General features: G+C 55.5%; 15 protein-coding genes. 10 read left to right on the top strand and 5 right to left on the bottom strand.

Features of this window, described 5'->3' with window-relative positions:
- Positions 1 to 80: 80 nt before the first annotated feature.
- A complete protein-coding gene (gene sbcB, locus GJ746_RS16430) occupies positions 81 to 1,505 on the bottom strand; it encodes an exodeoxyribonuclease I (RefSeq protein ID WP_154681150.1) in 1,425 nt (474 codons plus the stop codon).
- Between the two features lie 180 nt (positions 1,506 to 1,685).
- Here sbcB and dacD point away from each other — a divergent pair, with 180 nt between their 5' ends.
- From dacD to cobS, 7 genes are all read left to right on the top strand, one after another.
- Positions 1,686 to 2,852, top strand: coding sequence for a serine-type D-Ala-D-Ala carboxypeptidase DacD (gene dacD / locus GJ746_RS16425; protein WP_195908744.1), 1,167 nt, complete (start codon positions 1,686 to 1,688; stop codon positions 2,850 to 2,852).
- A 152-nt stretch (positions 2,853 to 3,004) separates the two neighbouring features.
- Positions 3,005 to 4,441, top strand: a complete 1,437-nt coding sequence (locus GJ746_RS16420) for a capsule assembly Wzi family protein (RefSeq protein ID WP_154681148.1) — start codon at positions 3,005 to 3,007, stop codon at positions 4,439 to 4,441.
- Between the two features lie 126 nt (positions 4,442 to 4,567).
- Positions 4,568 to 5,041, top strand: coding sequence for a DNA gyrase inhibitor SbmC (sbmC, locus tag GJ746_RS16415; RefSeq protein ID WP_154681147.1), 474 nt, complete (start codon positions 4,568 to 4,570; stop codon positions 5,039 to 5,041).
- Between the two features lie 98 nt (positions 5,042 to 5,139).
- Positions 5,140 to 6,198, top strand: a complete 1,059-nt coding sequence (locus GJ746_RS16410) for an FUSC family protein (protein WP_154681146.1) — start codon at positions 5,140 to 5,142, stop codon at positions 6,196 to 6,198.
- 168 nt (positions 6,199 to 6,366) lie between these two features.
- Positions 6,367 to 6,702 carry a DUF496 family protein gene (locus GJ746_RS16405; RefSeq protein ID WP_154681145.1) on the top strand — a complete coding sequence of 112 codons (336 nt, stop codon included), beginning with the start codon at positions 6,367 to 6,369 and terminating at the stop codon, positions 6,700 to 6,702.
- A gap of 192 nt (positions 6,703 to 6,894) precedes the next feature.
- Entirely contained in the window at positions 6,895 to 7,092 is a 198-nt protein-coding gene (locus GJ746_RS16400) for a bifunctional adenosylcobinamide kinase/adenosylcobinamide-phosphate guanylyltransferase (protein ID WP_154681144.1), read from the top strand.
- Between the two features lie 85 nt (positions 7,093 to 7,177).
- Entirely contained in the window at positions 7,178 to 7,918 is a 741-nt protein-coding gene (gene cobS / locus GJ746_RS16395) for an adenosylcobinamide-GDP ribazoletransferase (protein WP_154681143.1), read from the top strand.
- A gap of 367 nt (positions 7,919 to 8,285) precedes the next feature.
- On the opposite strand, the gene GJ746_RS16390 is transcribed toward cobS, so the two are convergent.
- Complete coding sequence (locus GJ746_RS16390; protein ID WP_154681142.1) at positions 8,286 to 9,395, bottom strand: adenosylhomocysteinase; 1,110 nt, start codon at positions 9,393 to 9,395, stop codon at positions 8,286 to 8,288.
- A 186-nt stretch (positions 9,396 to 9,581) separates the two neighbouring features.
- Between GJ746_RS16390 and GJ746_RS16385 the strand changes: the two genes are divergently transcribed.
- Complete coding sequence (locus GJ746_RS16385) at positions 9,582 to 10,313, top strand: HPP family protein (protein ID WP_154681141.1); 732 nt, start codon at positions 9,582 to 9,584, stop codon at positions 10,311 to 10,313.
- A gap of 54 nt (positions 10,314 to 10,367) precedes the next feature.
- Here GJ746_RS16385 and GJ746_RS16380 read toward each other — a convergent pair whose 3' ends face one another.
- A complete protein-coding gene (locus GJ746_RS16380; protein ID WP_154681140.1) occupies positions 10,368 to 10,757 on the bottom strand; it encodes a tautomerase family protein in 390 nt (129 codons plus the stop codon).
- Between the two features lie 114 nt (positions 10,758 to 10,871).
- On the opposite strand from GJ746_RS16380, the gene GJ746_RS16375 reads away from it, so the two are divergent.
- Positions 10,872 to 11,789, top strand: a complete 918-nt coding sequence (locus tag GJ746_RS16375; RefSeq protein WP_154681139.1) for a LysR family transcriptional regulator — start codon at positions 10,872 to 10,874, stop codon at positions 11,787 to 11,789.
- Here the strand turns inward: GJ746_RS16375 and GJ746_RS16370 are convergent.
- Positions 11,782 to 12,513 carry a lipoyl protein ligase domain-containing protein gene (locus GJ746_RS16370; RefSeq protein ID WP_154682754.1) on the bottom strand — a complete coding sequence of 244 codons (732 nt, stop codon included), beginning with the start codon at positions 12,511 to 12,513 and terminating at the stop codon, positions 11,782 to 11,784. The two genes, GJ746_RS16375 and GJ746_RS16370, sit on opposite strands and share 8 nt — an antisense overlap.
- Before the next feature lie 9 nt (positions 12,514 to 12,522).
- The gene (gene shiA, locus GJ746_RS16365; protein ID WP_154681138.1) at positions 12,523 to 13,857 is read right to left on the bottom strand and encodes a shikimate transporter; all 1,335 of its coding nucleotides are present in this window, start codon (positions 13,855 to 13,857) and stop codon (positions 12,523 to 12,525) included.
- Between the two features lie 303 nt (positions 13,858 to 14,160).
- Here shiA and GJ746_RS16360 point away from each other — a divergent pair, with 303 nt between their 5' ends.
- Positions 14,161 to 14,658 (top strand): molybdopterin-dependent oxidoreductase, encoded by a 498-nt coding sequence (locus tag GJ746_RS16360; protein WP_154681137.1) that lies wholly within the window; start codon positions 14,161 to 14,163, stop codon positions 14,656 to 14,658.
- Positions 14,659 to 14,663: the final 5 nt, after the last annotated feature.

The following is a 14,663-nucleotide window of genomic DNA, read 5'->3' as shown; positions in this document are numbered from 1 at the left end:
GCGCGTTAGCCGGGCTACCGGTCCTGTCACCGTTTGTAGCCCGGCTAAGGCGTTAGCCGCAACCCGGGATTTTCTATCAATCAAACAATCTCCTGCGCGTACTGCCACAGCGCCTTCAATTGCGCCAGCTTCTCTTTATCGTCTGCATACTGCTGATACAGCATCTGCAGCTCGTCGGCGTAAGCCTGCAAAAACTCCGGCGTAAACACCTGACGACGATGCTCCAGCCAGCGCTGCTGCTCGGCTTCATCGAGCGTACCGGGGAAATTGCGTGCCCGATAGTTGAATAGCAGGCGCTCAATGCGCGTATCGGCGAAGGTGATATCCAGCGCCGGCAGGTTGCGCGGATCGGTTTCAAGTACGATTTTCATCGCCGCGCGGTCGGCATCGCTGAAAAAGCCGTTATAAAGCTGCGTATCAACGTTATCGGATGGCACAAAAGGCTCCGCTTCGGCAAAAATCGCCACCACTTTCTCACGCACCTGTGGATTGGCCCGCAGCAGTTGAGCGTTATCCAGACAGCGCTGAATATTGATACCCAGCCGGTCAGCATCCTGCGGACGCAGGGTATTTTGCTGCGCCAGCACCGGACATTTATTGAGATGGACCAGTTTAATCGGCACCGCAGCGAGCTCGCCCTGCTCGCTTTTCGGCGTATACAACCGCTCGCGCAGGGTGTCGGCATCCAGCTCCAGCAGGGGAGCCATATCTCCGGCCAGGTCAGCCATGATCACCGCGTTACGGTTGTCCGGATGCCACGCCAGAGGAGCCACCAGGCTGGTGTTGCCGCGCGCCGCGCCGAACATGCCGGAGACATGCACCAGCGGCTTGATTTGCGGTACGTCGATCAGCGTCGCCAGCTTGCGCTTGTTGCGGTGGGCGTAAAGATAGTCAAAAAGACGCGGCTGCTGGGTTTTGACCAGCTTCGCCATCGCGATAGTGGCGTAAACGTCGGCCATTGCATCGTGGGCATTGCTGTGTTCAATGCCGTTGGCGACGGTCAGATGCTCAAGGCGGAAGCTGGGTAAACCATCGTCATTTTCCGGCCAGTTGATCCCTTCCGGGCGTAGCGCATAGCAGGCGCGCATGACGTCCAGCAGATCCCAACGGGAATTGTCGTGCTGCCAGCTCCAGGCGTAGGGATCGTAAAAATTGCGGTAGAAGATATTGCGCGTCACTTCGTCATCGAAGCGCACGTTGTTGTAGCCAACGATGCAGGTTTTCGGCACCGTGAACAGATCGTGAACGCGGCGGGCAAAGGCGGCTTCGTGGTCGCCTTTAGCGTTCGCCTCCTGCGGCGTTATCCCGGTGACCATCACCGCCTGCGGCTGCGGCAGATAGTCATCCGCCAGCCTGCAGTAAAACACTTCAGGCTCGCCGACGATATTGAGGTCTTCATCGGTACGGATGGCGGCAAACTGCGACGGTCGGTCGAGTGAAGGGCTGGTGCCAAAGGTTTCATAATCGTGAAACAAAAATCCGGGCTGGTTGGCGCTATCTTGCATAATCTGTTTATTATTCCTGGTGGCGAGCAGCCCACATGGTAAACGATTTGCCGGGTCATCAGAAGGGTATCGGTCTGGCTCATCCCCGGCGGTGTCATATTTTCTTGCAATTAAACCCTGATCTTAAACGAGAAGTTCCGTAAAAAGGACGGCGAATCTGTCAATTTAGAGGATATGCCGTTGAAAGGCCGTTTGTTTATTGCTGTATCTTTGCTCGCTACGAGCGTTTCCGGCGCATTTGCCGCCAATGATTTTCCCGTCAACGTGACGCCTCCTTCTATTCAGGCCGCTTCCTGGGTACTGATGGATTACACCACCGGTCAGATCCTCACCGCCGGTAACGAGCATCAGCAGCGTAATCCCGCCAGTCTGACTAAGCTGATGACCGGCTACGTGGTTGACCGCGCTATCGACAGCCACCGCATCACCTTTGACGACATCGTTACCGTGGGCAAAGACGCCTGGGCGCAGGGTAACCCGGTGTTTAAGGGGTCTTCGCTGATGTTTCTTAAGCCCGGCGACCGGGTCAGCGTCCGCGATTTAAGCCGCGGGCTGATCGTTGACTCCGGCAACGATGCCTGCGTGGCGCTGGCGGATTACGTCGCCGGCGGCCAGCCGCAGTTTGTCGCGCTGATGAATAGCTACGTAGAAAAATTGCATTTGCAGGATACTCATTTTGAAACCGTTCACGGCCTGGACGCGCCGGGACAGCACAGCTCGGCCTACGACCTTGCCGTGCTCTCGCGGGCGATTATTCACGGCGAGCCGGACGTTTACCATATGTACAGCCAGAAGAGCCTCACCTGGAACGGCATTACCCAGCAGAACCGCAACGGCCTGCTGTGGGATAAAACTATGAACGTTGATGGTCTGAAAACCGGCCATACCTCCGGCGCCGGATTTAACCTGATTGCCTCCGCTGTGGACGGTCAGCGTCGACTCATTGCGGTGGTCATGGGAGCCGACAGTCCGAAAGGGCGTGAACAACAGGCCGCAAAGCTGCTGCACTGGGGCCAGCAAAACTTTGATACCGTGCAGGTCCTGCAGGACGGCAAGCAGGTTGGCGTTGAGCGTATCTGGTATGGCGATAAAGAGCAGATTAAGCTGGGTACCGATCAGGACTTCTGGCTGGCGCTACCGAAATCGGAAGTCTCGCGTATCAAAGCAAAATATGTGCTGGACAATAAAGTGCTGGAAGCACCGATTGCCGCCCATCAGCGAGTCGGGGAAATCTCTCTTTATGAGGGGGATAAAGTCGTGGCCCACTGGCCGCTGGTGGCCCTCGAAAGCGTTGGCAAGGGCGGCATGCTGTCGCGCTTTAGTGATTATCTGCATCAAAAACTGTAACTTTTCCGCCGCTCCACCCGGAGCGGCATCTCGTAGCTATCTGATTGTTATGGCACTTCGGTTTGCACTTCGTTTAGTTTCAATCCATTACCTTACCCGGTCACCCTTCAGGAAATAACCTGGCGTTTCTGCGCCAAAACGGAGCTGGGAAGATGAAATATTTTGCGCGTCGTGCGCTTTCTCTGGGACTTTTTGCCGTTTTTAGCACCTCTTGCTTCGCCTCTGGTCTCGTCCTGGCCGATAACGAATTTCGCAATGATTTAGCCTGGTTATCCGATCGTGGAACTCTCTCATTAAGCTTGTCGACCTGGCCCCTGAGCGAGGAGGAGATTAACCGTGCGCTGGCCAATGCACGTCCAACAACATCAGCAGAGAGAGTGGTGCTGAGCAGGGTGAATCAACGATTACGATCGTTAAAAGCCGATGTGCGTATGACGGGCTACAGTTCAACCGATAAACCGGGAACGCCGCAGGGTTTCGCCCAGTCTTATCCCGCTGACCAGTCGCTTTCTGTTGCGCTGAACAACAGCGGTGAATGGTGGGATCTGCACCTGCAGGGTAACGTTGAAGGGGATAAACGCATCGGCAACGGCTCCAGCGTGAACGCCAACGGCGCATACGGCGCGGTAAAACTGTGGAACCAATGGCTGGCATTTGGACAAATTCCGCAATGGTGGGGGCCGGGTTATGAGGGTAGTCTGATTCGCTCCGATGCCGCGCGACCGCTGACCGGTTTTCTGCTGCAGCGTGCCGAGCAGAGCGCGCCGGAAACCTCATGGTTGAGCTGGATCGGCCCGTGGCAGTATCAGCTTTCCGCCAGCCAGATAAACCAGTATACCGCCGTGCCGCATACAAAAATTTTTGGCGGTCGACTGACGTTTTCGCCGCTAACCTCGCTGGAGCTGGGGGCCTCGCGCGTCATGCAGTGGGGAGGTGAGGGGCGTCCTTCATCGTTTAGCAGCTTCTGGGATGCGATGACCGGCAATGATAACACCGGCGAATCGGCCGACGATCCCGGTAACCAGCTGGCGGGTTTTGATTTCAAATTGAAGCTGGCGCCAACCCTGGGCTGGCCGGTGAGCATCTACGGCCAGGTAATCGGCGAGGATGAGGCCGGATATTTACCCTCGGCGCACCTCTATCTTGGCGGCGTGGAAGGGCACCATCAGTGGAACAGCAATGCGCTTAACTGGTATCTGGAAGCGCATGATACCCGCTCGAATATGGGGCGTACCAATTACATCTATTCCCACTTTATCTACAAAGATGGTTACTACCAGCAGGGTTATCCGCTGGGCGATGCGATGGGGGGAGATGGGCGTCTGTATGCCGGTAAGGTCGAGCTGGTTACCGAAGAGAATCAGCGCTGGAGCGCGCGTCTGGTCTACGCCGAAGTCAATCCGAAGAACCAGCGAATCAATAAAGCCTTCCCGCACGCTGATACGCTTAAAGGAGTACAGCTGGGATGGAGCGGCGATGTTATGCCAACGGTACGCCTGAATACCTCCGTGTGGTACACCGATGCAAACCACAGCGCCAGCGACGATCTTGGGGCCAGTATCGGCGTTGAGCTGCCGTTCAGTTTATAAACGGATGGTGGCGTTTTTTTAATCTTCTTGCCGCGCGGATTTGTGAATTGCCGCACATACTATGGGAGATAGTACTGTTAGATTTTATGTATATATATACAGTATTTTATCAACAGTGGAGGCAGCATGGACTATAGCGTTAAATCGGTAGGCAAGAAGAAAATTGCCGGGTTTCATCTGGTCGGTCCCTGGGAGCACACGGTAAAACAGGGTTTTGAACAGCTGATGATGTGGGTTGATAACAGCCAGGTTCCGGCGCAGGAATGGGTCGCCGTTTACTACGACAATCCTGATGAAGTGCCGGCGGAACAGCTGCGCTGCGATACCGCCGTCACGGTGGCGGAAGACTACGTGATCCCTGCTAATAGCGAAGGGGTGATGATGACCGAAATCGCCGGTGGGGATTATGCTATTGCTCGAGCCAGAGTTGAAAACTTTGACTTTGCGACGCCGTGGTATCAGTTCTTCGAGAGCCTGATGCAAAGCAAAGAGCATCAGATGGCGATGAAACCCTGTTTTGAAGTTTATCTTAACGATGGTAACCAGGACGGCTACTGGGACATTGATATGTATATCGCGGTCGAACCTCTGGTTAAGTAAAATATTATCCCTTAAGTTGACAAGGTTTCTTACATTCGCGTGATGCTTGCGGCGAAAAAGTAGTTACAATTGGCCTTTTCGGTGTGTCGGAGTTGGTTGTGCGCGCGGATAAATCACTTAAGCCATTTGAAATTCGGCTCTATCGCCATTACCGCATCGTTCATGGCGTGCGAATAGCCCTGGCCTTCGTGCTTACCTTTGTGCTGGTGCGCTTACTCAACGTTCCCGAAGGGACCTGGCCTCTCATTACCCTGGTGGTGGTGATGGGGCCAATCTCTTTTTGGGGAAACGTCGTGCCGCGTGCGTTTCAGCGTATCGGTGGCACGATCCTCGGTTCGGCGCTCGGGCTGGTCGCGCTTAAGCTGGAGCTTATCTCTCTGCCCATCATGCTACTGTGGTGCGCGGCGGCGATGTTCCTCTGCGGCTGGCTGGCGTTGGGTAAAAAACCTTATCAGGCTCTGCTGATCGGCATTACGCTGGCGGTGGTTGTCGGCGCGCCGCCGGGAGATATGAACACCGCGCTGTGGCGAAGCGGCGATGTTATCTTTGGTTCCCTGCTGGCGATGCTGTTCACTGGCATCTGGCCGCAGCGGGCTTTTTTGCACTGGCGCATCCAGATGGCCAGCTACGTTACCGCCTTCAACAGGCTTTATCAGGCGGGGTTCTCGCCGAACCTTGTTGAGCGTCCGCGCCTCGAGAAGCACCTGCAAAAGGCGCTTAACGACGTAGTGAAAATGCGCGGATTAATCACCCCGGCTAGCAAAGAGACGCATATCCAGAAATCCATCTTTGAGGCGATCCAGACCGTCAGCCGTAATCTGGTGTGCATGCTTGAGCTACAAATTAATGCCTACTGGGCATCGCGTCCCGGACATTTTGTAATGCTTAATGCCCAAACGCTGCGCGAAACCCAGCACATGACCCAGCAGACGTTGCTAACTATTGCGCACGCCTTGTATGAGGGCAACCCGCAGCCCATTCTTGCTAATAATGAAAAGCTGAACGAAATTGTGGCCGAGCTGCGCCTGCTTATCAAAGAGCAGCAGGACGAAAATTTCTCCGAAACGCCGATCCATGGTTATGTCTGGTTAACCATCGAGTTGGCGCGCCAGCTTGAGCTGTTGTCGCATTTGATCTGCCGGGCATTGCGTAAATAAAGACCAGATACGCGTCGTTTTCCTATCGCTTGCTTCGATTCAGCAGCGTTTAGGGTTATGATGAAGGCAAAGGAAAAAACATTGTCATCAGCGGCTGCTAACAGTTATGTTAGCCCTATGTAGCAGTCGCTTTAGCGAATCCGAATCTCAAATATTAGGGGTGTAAAAATGGAAACAACTAAGCCTTCTTTCCAGGACGTACTGGAGTTTGTTCGCCTGTACCGTCGTAAGAACAAACTGCAGCGTGAAATTCAGGACGTTGAGAAAAAGATCCGTGATAACCAGAAGCGCGTACTGCTGCTGGACAACCTGAGCGACTACATCAAGCCAGGCATGAGCGTTGAAGCTATTCAGGGCATCATTGCCAGTATGAAGAGCGATTATGAAGATCGCGTTGACGATTACATCATCAAAAACGCCGAGATCTCTAAAGAACGTCGCGATATCTCTAAAAAGCTGAAAGCGATGGGCGAAGCGAAAGTAGACGATAAATCTGCCGAGTAATCTCCGCATCAGCGCTCCGGCGGCTCTTGCTGCCGGGGCCGCTCTTTTCTCCCCGCATCATCTCGTTAATCCTTAGCAAAACAGTCTCCGCAACGCTGAATCTTTCCCGAGGAATTTGATATACTTCCGCGGTATACATAGTGATATCGGAAGGGTTTATCTCATGCTGTCCCTGCAACAGGTGCCACCGCGATGATACTGACTACCGGCGACGCGCTAAACGGCCAACGCCGTCATACCGAATCTTTACTCAACTCTTTCGTTTCGGCGATTTATCTCGCTACCTCACGGATTTCCGACAACCAAATCGCCGCTCGCATTCAACACCATCGTGATACCCGGCTCGCCCACTGGCGGCTTGAAGAACGCTGCTTCACTTTCGCCGCGTAACGCTACGCGCAAAGATCCGGTTACGGTCGGTGCGATTGTGAATCGTCGCTGACCGCGGGGTTTATCGACAGGAGTCATCTTTACAATGATTAAGTCTTTTTTTGCCGCACTATCTTTTATTAGCCGTCTGCCGGTACCCGCGCGTTTATCTCAGGGGCTGGAAATCGAACAATATCAACGGAGTATCATCACTTTTCCTTTTGTCGGCCTGCTGCTGGGAGCGATTGCCGGCGCTGTCGTGATGCTGCTTCAGCCGTGGTGCGGCGGCCCGCTTGCCGCGCTGCTTGGCGTGCTGGCGCTGGCGTTGTTGACCGGTGGTTTCCATCTTGATGGGCTGGCGGATACCTGTGATGGTATTTTCTCCGCCCGCCGCCGTGAGCGAATGCTGGAGATTATGCGCGACAGTCGGCTTGGCACCCACGGCGGGCTGGCGCTGATTTTCGTGCTGATCGCCAAAGTGCTGGTGGTCAGCGAGGTGGCGCTGCGCGGTACGTCGGCGCTGGCCGCGCTGGCCGGGGCCTGTGCGGTGGGGCGCGGGATGGCGGTACTGCTGATGTACCGTCAGCGCTACGCCCGCGAAGAGGGGCTGGGCAATCTGTTTATCGGTAAAATCTCGCTGCAACAGACGCTGATCGCCATGGGGATCGCTCTGGCGCTGGCGACAGTGCTGCTCGGAGTTAACGGTCTGCGCGCGGCGCTTATCACGCTGGTGCTGGTCTGGGTGCTGGGTCAGGCGCTGAAGCGTACTCTGGGTGGGCAAACCGGCGACACCTTAGGCGCGGCGATTGAGCTCGGTGAAGTCATATTTTTGCTGGCCCTGCTGTAAGATTTGCTTTCTTCCCGGCTCGCGCTGCGCTTAGCCGGGCTACAAGTCCATCGCTGTCTGCGGGCCGGTAATCCGGACAGGCGTAGCGCGCTGCCTACGGGGGATGTGTTGAGGTGACGGATCGGCGTGACTTCTCCCCGGCTCGCGCTGCGCTGAGCCGGGCTACAAGTCCACCGCTGTCTGCGGGCCGGTAATCCGGACAGGCGTAGCGCGCTGCCTACGGGGGATGTGTTGAGGTGACGGATCGGCGTGACTTCTCCCCGGCTCGCGCTGCGCTGAGCCGGGCTACAAGTCACCGCTGTCTGCGGGCCGGTAGCCCGGATAAGGCGCATCGCGCCGCCTCCGGGACATTTTCCAGCAGATACAACTAGAGCGCTTGTTGCCATACGCTTTGCGGCAGCAGATAAACGTCAGCCGGTGCCAGCATACCGTCGGTGACGATATGCTGGATGCCGCTGGCCATCACCGCCAGGGTAACGTCAAAGGCGTTCAGGCTATCGCCAAAACCGGCCGTCAGGTTGAGCATCGAACCATTCGCCATCAGATAGACGGTTTTATCACCCATTTGATACGAGTTGATATACGGCATAACCTCTTCATGACTGAACTGACGCAGGTATTCACAGTCAATCTCTTCCGCCACATGGCCGACGTTGAGGATAAATACTCCGTCCTTAGCTTTATCCAGCGCCCGGTTATTGACGACTTTTTTACCGCCGGTTGCCGTGGCAACCACGTCCGCAGAGGCAATAGCGTCCTGTAATTCAACGACGTGCCAGCCATCGTAGGCCGCCTGTAATCTCCGGGCCGGGTCGATCTCCGCAACCATCACCTGGCCGCCGAAGGCTTTAGCCGCCGCCGCTACGCCCTGGCCGACCAGACCGTAGCCGATGACCAGCACTTTTTTCTCATGCAGGGTAAGGTGGGTTGTCTGGAAGAAGGTGTGCCAGGCGGTCAGGCCGACCATATGACGGTTGTGCAGACCTTCTTTAACCGGTAAATCATCCCAGTTAAAAATCGGATAGCCGGGACGAATATCGCCGAGGCGGCTAACGCCTGAACCAGTCGCTTCAAGTCCGGCGACGATGTTGCCGAATTCGCCGCGCTGGTGCAGCAGAGTGGTAATATCCGCGCCCATTTCGCAAAGATGCGTCGGCTGCCAGGCAATCGCTTTTTCCCACGATTGCTGCCAGTCGGCATCGCTCATATCGCGCCAGGCGCAGGCTTCCGCACCGCGTTCCACCAGCCAGGCGACGACATCATCCTGCACCGTTGTTGGGTTACAGGTGGTGAGGAAAACCTTTGCGCCTTTTTCCAGAATCCCCTGCACCAGCGGGATCATTTTCATATCAAGATGCATACAGCAGGCCAGACGGACGTGGCTGAGGTCGGGCAGAGCGGCGACCTGACGCAGCGTGCGCGGCATATTCTGGCTGGCCCATGCGACTTCTTTCTCTAAGTTGGTCTTGTTATTCAATGTCGTTAACCTTCAATCCATAGAATGCTGATACCCAGATGTGCTGGCGATTTTAACGTACAGCGCGCGTTTTTTATATTCACAAAATGAATGCCGAAAAGACATGCTAAAGCTGTGGTTGTTAAAATAAGGTTAAAAAAAGAAAATAAGACATAAGTTCTTGTTATGACGTAAGCGAGAAGCACAATGTTAAGCGTTTTCCCCGGATCGCTCTTTTCACGGATCCGCATTTTCCTCGGCCGCCTTAAACCTCACGCCTTGCCGGTCGCCAGAAAACATATTGTTCTGGCATCCATTGGCGCCGGGACGGGGCTGGCGGTAACCAGTATGTTCAGCCACTGGCTATTAGGTGAGGTCAATATCTGGTTTATCGCGCCGATGGGGGCGTCGGCGGTGCTGCTGTTTGGCGTGCCAAGCAGTCCGCTGGCCCAGCCGTGGTCGATAGTCGGCGGTAATGTGCTATCGGCGCTGATTGGCGTGAGCGTGGGAATAGTGGTACCCAATCTGGCGCTGGCCTGCGGCGTGGCGGCGGGGCTGGCGATCGCCGGCATGTATTTCCTGCGCTGCCTGCATCCGCCGGGCGGAGCGGTGGCGTTAACGGCGATCCTCGGTGGAGCGGGGGTGCAGAGCGAAGGCTATCATTTCGTTCTGACCCCGGTATTGCTCAATTCGATGATGCTGGCGCTGCTGGCGATTATCTTCAACAATCTGGTCGGACGACGCTACCCGCATCCGCTGGCGACGGAAGAAGTGAAATCTAAAGCGGTACCGCTGGGCACATCGGTGACGCGCGAGGACATTCACGCGGCGCTGCTGGACGGCCAGTTTCTCGACATTGATGAAGACGATGTTCAGGAGCTGCTGGAAAACATAGAGCAGAAGGCGCGTCAGAGGATCGCCGGCACGCGGCGATCCTGATTTCATTTTTTGTCACCCGGAGTATGGCGCGGATCATTCGCCGATCGGTTAGAGCTAAAGCTCGCCGGTGATATATTGCGCCACTCCGTGAGCGAAGCTCCAGTCCCCTTTCTGGTTGCCGATCATCGAGATCAGCAGGTCGTCACCGCTCAGTCCACAGTGCTGCTGGAGTTCAGCCTGGAGGGTGGCATAAAAAACCTGCTTCTGTTCTTCGCTGCGCGGGCTGGTGTATACCCTCACCACCACCAGGTCCCGGCTTCGCGTCAGCCCCAGTCCGGTATCTTCAACGATCATATGATGAGCTTTGTTTTCATGAACAATCTGGTAGCGATCGCGTTCAGGCACCTTGAATGCCTGCACAACGGCGCGGTGTGCCGCATCCAGCAGGGCTTTAATCTCGCTTTCGCTGCGTCCTTCAATCATATCAAACGTCAGTAATGGCATAGCAGATAGTCCTTATTGTCGGGTTTTTGCTCTGTTAAAGTGATGTTAACCCATGCTAACGGCGGTAAAAATCGCTATATTTGAACTCATTGTTTTTCTATGTGAACAATCGAGATGAGTGAAATCCGCCCTGAAAATTACTGGACCCATCTGTACTGGCTGACGGTTCTGGAGGAGCAAAAGAGCTATACCCGCGCCGCGGAAAAGCTGGCGGTGAGCAAATCCGCCATTAGCCAAAAAATCAGCGAGCTGGAGCGGATCACCGGTAAGAAGCTGGTACACCGGACTACCCGCAGCGTCACTTTAAGCGAAGATGGCCTGCGGCTGGTGGCGGAACTAAACGAACCCTTTGGACAGATCCGTGAGATCTTCACCGGCACCTGTGATGATGAAGGCGGCCCGCTGCGCGGCACGCTGCGTCTGACCGCGCCGGTCGCCTTTTCTCGTCAGCAGCTGGTTCCGGCCATCACGCCCTTTTTGCATCAGCATCCGCAGCTTCATCTGCAGTTGGAGGTCACTGATCGCCTGGTGTCGCTCGCCAGCGAAGGCTTCGATCTGGCTATTCGCCACTGCCGTCGTGATCTGCTGCCGGAGACCCATGTGGCGTGGCCGCTATGCCGCACCGCGACTCTGGTCGTTGCTTCGGCGGACTATATTCGCCGCTTTGGCCGTCCCGATTCTCCTGACGCCTTGCGTCAGCACCATTGTCTGACTTATCCACGCGGTCCGCAAAATCCGCACTGGACATTTGAACGTGGTGATGAGCGAGTTAGCGTCAAAGTACAGGGGCCGTTTGCCACCAACAACAGCGAGTCTCTGCGCGATGCGGTCCTGGCGGGGTTAGGAATCGCTTTACTGCCGGATTTTAGCGCCAGAGACGCTATTGGCCGTGGGCTGGTACAGGAGCTGCTGCCGGACTGGCGGCCGGTGGATGTGTTTGCGGAAAATCTCTACGTTATCCGCCCCTACACGCCGCGCGTATCGCGGGCGGTAGAGACCTTTGGCCGCTATCTGAGGACCACCTTCAGCTGATATGTTCTAACTCCTGCACCAGCGCCTCGCGAAAACGGGCAAGCAAATCGGTATTGTCAGAAACCAGCTCGGCCAGAGTCACCGTTTTATCCGCGCGGTATATCCGCCCGCTGCTGAGCTGGGCTTCAAAATCGTTGGCGGCGAGGTGCGCGGCCTCCAGCCTGGCGTCCAGTAAGACCACCGCATGCGCGAGTACCACATGGCCTTTACCGTGCGGCATCGGTCGCCAGTACTGGGCAGTACCGGCAATTTTTCGCGCCGACTCTCCTTCGCCGCAGGCCAGGTTATAGCGACCATCGCAAAATGAGCCGCTGACCGCCTGGAAGTGGCTGGCTACGCCGAAATGCGCCAGCGTGCGCTGCAACAGAGCGCAGAGAGAAAGATAAATCGGCTCTGCGGCTTCGCCCAGCGGTTGATAAACCGGCCAGGCGAGGCTGAGATTGACAATACCTGGCCCCTGCGGCACCAGCCCACCGCCGGAGCGGCGCAGCCAGACAGGCCACCCCTGGCTGGAGAACTGCTCGCTTACCGACGCTAGTTCAGCAAATTTCCGATAGCTTCCCGGAACGACAAACCCCTGCGGGGCCTGCCAGAGCTGAGCAACCGCCTCACCATCGCGAGCCCGGTCAAACAGCGGCGGCTCAGCCTGCGTTGGGTCGGCGCAGTAGCGAACCGGCAGCTGCTGGTGGTTAAAGCGCTGCGGCCAGCAGGGATCCTGAGTCATCATTGCTCCTTAATATTGCTCTTCGCCGTGGCGGCTGGGTTTCATTAACATTGCCGTAAGGGCGGAGAGCAGGCAGCCAGCGGTTAAATAGATAGCCACGCTATGCCAGGAGCCGCCGGACAGGGTGACCAGGGCGGCGGCGATAAACGGCGTAAAACCGCCGCCGACGACGCTGGCGACCTGATATCCCACTCCGGCCCCGCTATAGCGATAGCTGGCACCAAACATTTCGGTAAACATTGGCTGCTGAACGCAAACCACCATATCGTGCGCAATATTTGCCAGCATCAGCGCGAAGAACAGGATCCAGAAATAGGACTGGCTTTCGAGCGCCATAAAGAACGGGAATCCGCTGAGGGTACCGATTAGCGCGCCGGTGATATAGACGCGGCGTCGGCCGAAGCGGTCCGCAAGCCAGGCGAAGCAGGGGATAGTCAGGCAGCTGATGGCGCCGACGAGCAGGCCAATATTAAGGAACAGCTCGCGGGGCAGGCCGAGGTTCTGAGTTGAATAGTTGAGCGCGAAAGCGGTGACGATATACATCGTCAGCAGCTCGCACAGGCGCAGACCGATGATCTTTAAAAATGCCCCCGGATGGCGCACTAGCGCTTCGACTACCGGCAGACGCTGTTTCTTCGGCTGTCGTTGTTGCTCTTGCTGCTGTTGTTCGAATTCAGCGGATTCCGCCATACCGTTACGGATCCATAACGCCGCCAGCACCAGTACGACGCTAAATAAGAACGGCAGACGCCAGCCCCAGCTGAGGAACTGTTCATCGGTAGTACAGGAGCTTATCAGCGATACCAGGCCGGTAGAGAGCAGCAGCCCGACGCCGTAGCCGACCTGTACGCCGCTGCTGTAGAACGCTTTTTTATTTTTCGGCGCGCTTTCTACCGCCAGCAGCGCCGCTCCTCCCCATTCGCCGCCGACCGCAAAGCCTTGTACGGCGCGCAGCAGGACCAGAAAAACCGGCGCCCACCAGCCAATCTGGTTGAACGAGGGAAGCAGGCCGATACAGGCGGTGGCGATCCCCATCATCCACACCGTCAGCATCAACATGCGTTTGCGCCCGAGGCGATCGCCGAAATGGCCGAAGATAATGCCGCCCAGCGGGCGGAAAAGGAAGCCAACTCCGAAGGTAGCAAACGCGGCGAGGGTGCCCATTGCCGGACTAATTTGCGGGAAAAACTCCCGATTAAACACCAGCGCGGCGGTGATGCCATAAAGAAGAAAATCGTACCAGTCGACCACGGCTCCGGCGAAGCTTCCCCAGGCTGCTCTGCGGGCGCGGTTGAGTGAACATGCCTCCTTGCCGGAGCGGTTAGAAATTAACGTTGAGTCCATACCTGTCCTGTCTGTTGCTGAGTTTTTAATTATTGGAATAAGACGCTTTCCTGATTCGCGTCTGTATTGAGACTACCGCGCGGAGGGTCAAGAGAAAAGATTTTTACCAGCTTCATGCGCTTAAAGGCATAAAGCGTTTGCTTAACGCTGAGGGAGCCACCCTTCCCGGATGCTCTGAATGTGCTCTTAAGAGTTCGCTTATTGTTTTTGATTTTTATTTTTTAACTTAAAGGCGACGCCTTTTAAGAAATGACTTAAATGGTTTACAATTAACAAGTCTCCAATTTCGGAATGGTGAGTTAAATGCGTTTAATTTTTGCAGCTTTATTTTGTGTCATGGTTTTGCCTTCCGCTTTTGCAGAAAAACTGCCTGCGCCGATGGGAAAACCCGTTTTAACTATTTCCGGCCTGATTGGGAATACGAATGAGGGTGATACTGCCGTTTTTGATGTTGCTGCATTAGAAAAACTGGGAATGGAAACGGTGGTGACAACCACTCCATGGTACTCGGGAAAGGTTCGCTTTGACGGCGTTTCCCTCAGTAAACTCATGGATTTAGTGGCTGCCAAAGGCAAGTCGGCCAGGGTGCTGGCGCTTAATGATTATACGACGATTGTCCCTATCGATGACTTTCATAAATTTCCGGTAATTTTGGCTTTAAAAATGAACGGCGAATATATGCGCATTCGTGACAAAGGCCCTTTATTTATTGTTTATCCCTATGACAGTAGCCCGGAATTGCAGAATCAGATTTATTATTCCCGTTCGGCATGGCAGGTTTCGAAGATTATAATTGAGTAAGGGTT

The organism is Klebsiella oxytoca, from assembly GCF_009707385.1.
Taxonomy (GTDB): domain Bacteria; phylum Pseudomonadota; class Gammaproteobacteria; order Enterobacterales; family Enterobacteriaceae; genus Klebsiella; species Klebsiella oxytoca_C.
This window is presented reverse-complemented; position numbering and strand designations above follow the sequence as displayed.

Bases quoted from the DNA above. Each gene is read 5' to 3' on its own strand.
- GJ746_RS16400 (WP_154681144.1), top strand. From the start codon at position 6,895: ATGATACTGACTACCGGCGACGCGCTAAACGGCCAACGCCGTCATACC.
- sbmC (WP_154681147.1), top strand. From the start codon at position 4,568: ATGGACTATAGCGTTAAATCGGTAGGCAAGAAGAAAATTGCCGGGTTT.
- GJ746_RS16370 (WP_154682754.1), bottom strand. From the start codon at position 12,513: ATGACTCAGGATCCCTGCTGGCCGCAGCGCTTTAACCACCAGCAGCTG.
- GJ746_RS16375 (WP_154681139.1), top strand. From the start codon at position 10,872: ATGAGTGAAATCCGCCCTGAAAATTACTGGACCCATCTGTACTGGCTG.
- cobS (WP_154681143.1), top strand. From the start codon at position 7,178: ATGATTAAGTCTTTTTTTGCCGCACTATCTTTTATTAGCCGTCTGCCG.
- GJ746_RS16360 (WP_154681137.1), top strand. From the start codon at position 14,161: ATGCGTTTAATTTTTGCAGCTTTATTTTGTGTCATGGTTTTGCCTTCC.
- sbcB (WP_154681150.1), bottom strand. From the start codon at position 1,505: ATGCAAGATAGCGCCAACCAGCCCGGATTTTTGTTTCACGATTATGAA.
- GJ746_RS16380 (WP_154681140.1), bottom strand. From the start codon at position 10,757: ATGCCATTACTGACGTTTGATATGATTGAAGGACGCAGCGAAAGCGAG.
- GJ746_RS16405 (WP_154681145.1), top strand. From the start codon at position 6,367: ATGGAAACAACTAAGCCTTCTTTCCAGGACGTACTGGAGTTTGTTCGC.
- GJ746_RS16385 (WP_154681141.1), top strand. From the start codon at position 9,582: ATGTTAAGCGTTTTCCCCGGATCGCTCTTTTCACGGATCCGCATTTTC.
- GJ746_RS16420 (WP_154681148.1), top strand. From the start codon at position 3,005: ATGAAATATTTTGCGCGTCGTGCGCTTTCTCTGGGACTTTTTGCCGTT.
- shiA (WP_154681138.1), bottom strand. From the start codon at position 13,857: ATGGACTCAACGTTAATTTCTAACCGCTCCGGCAAGGAGGCATGTTCA.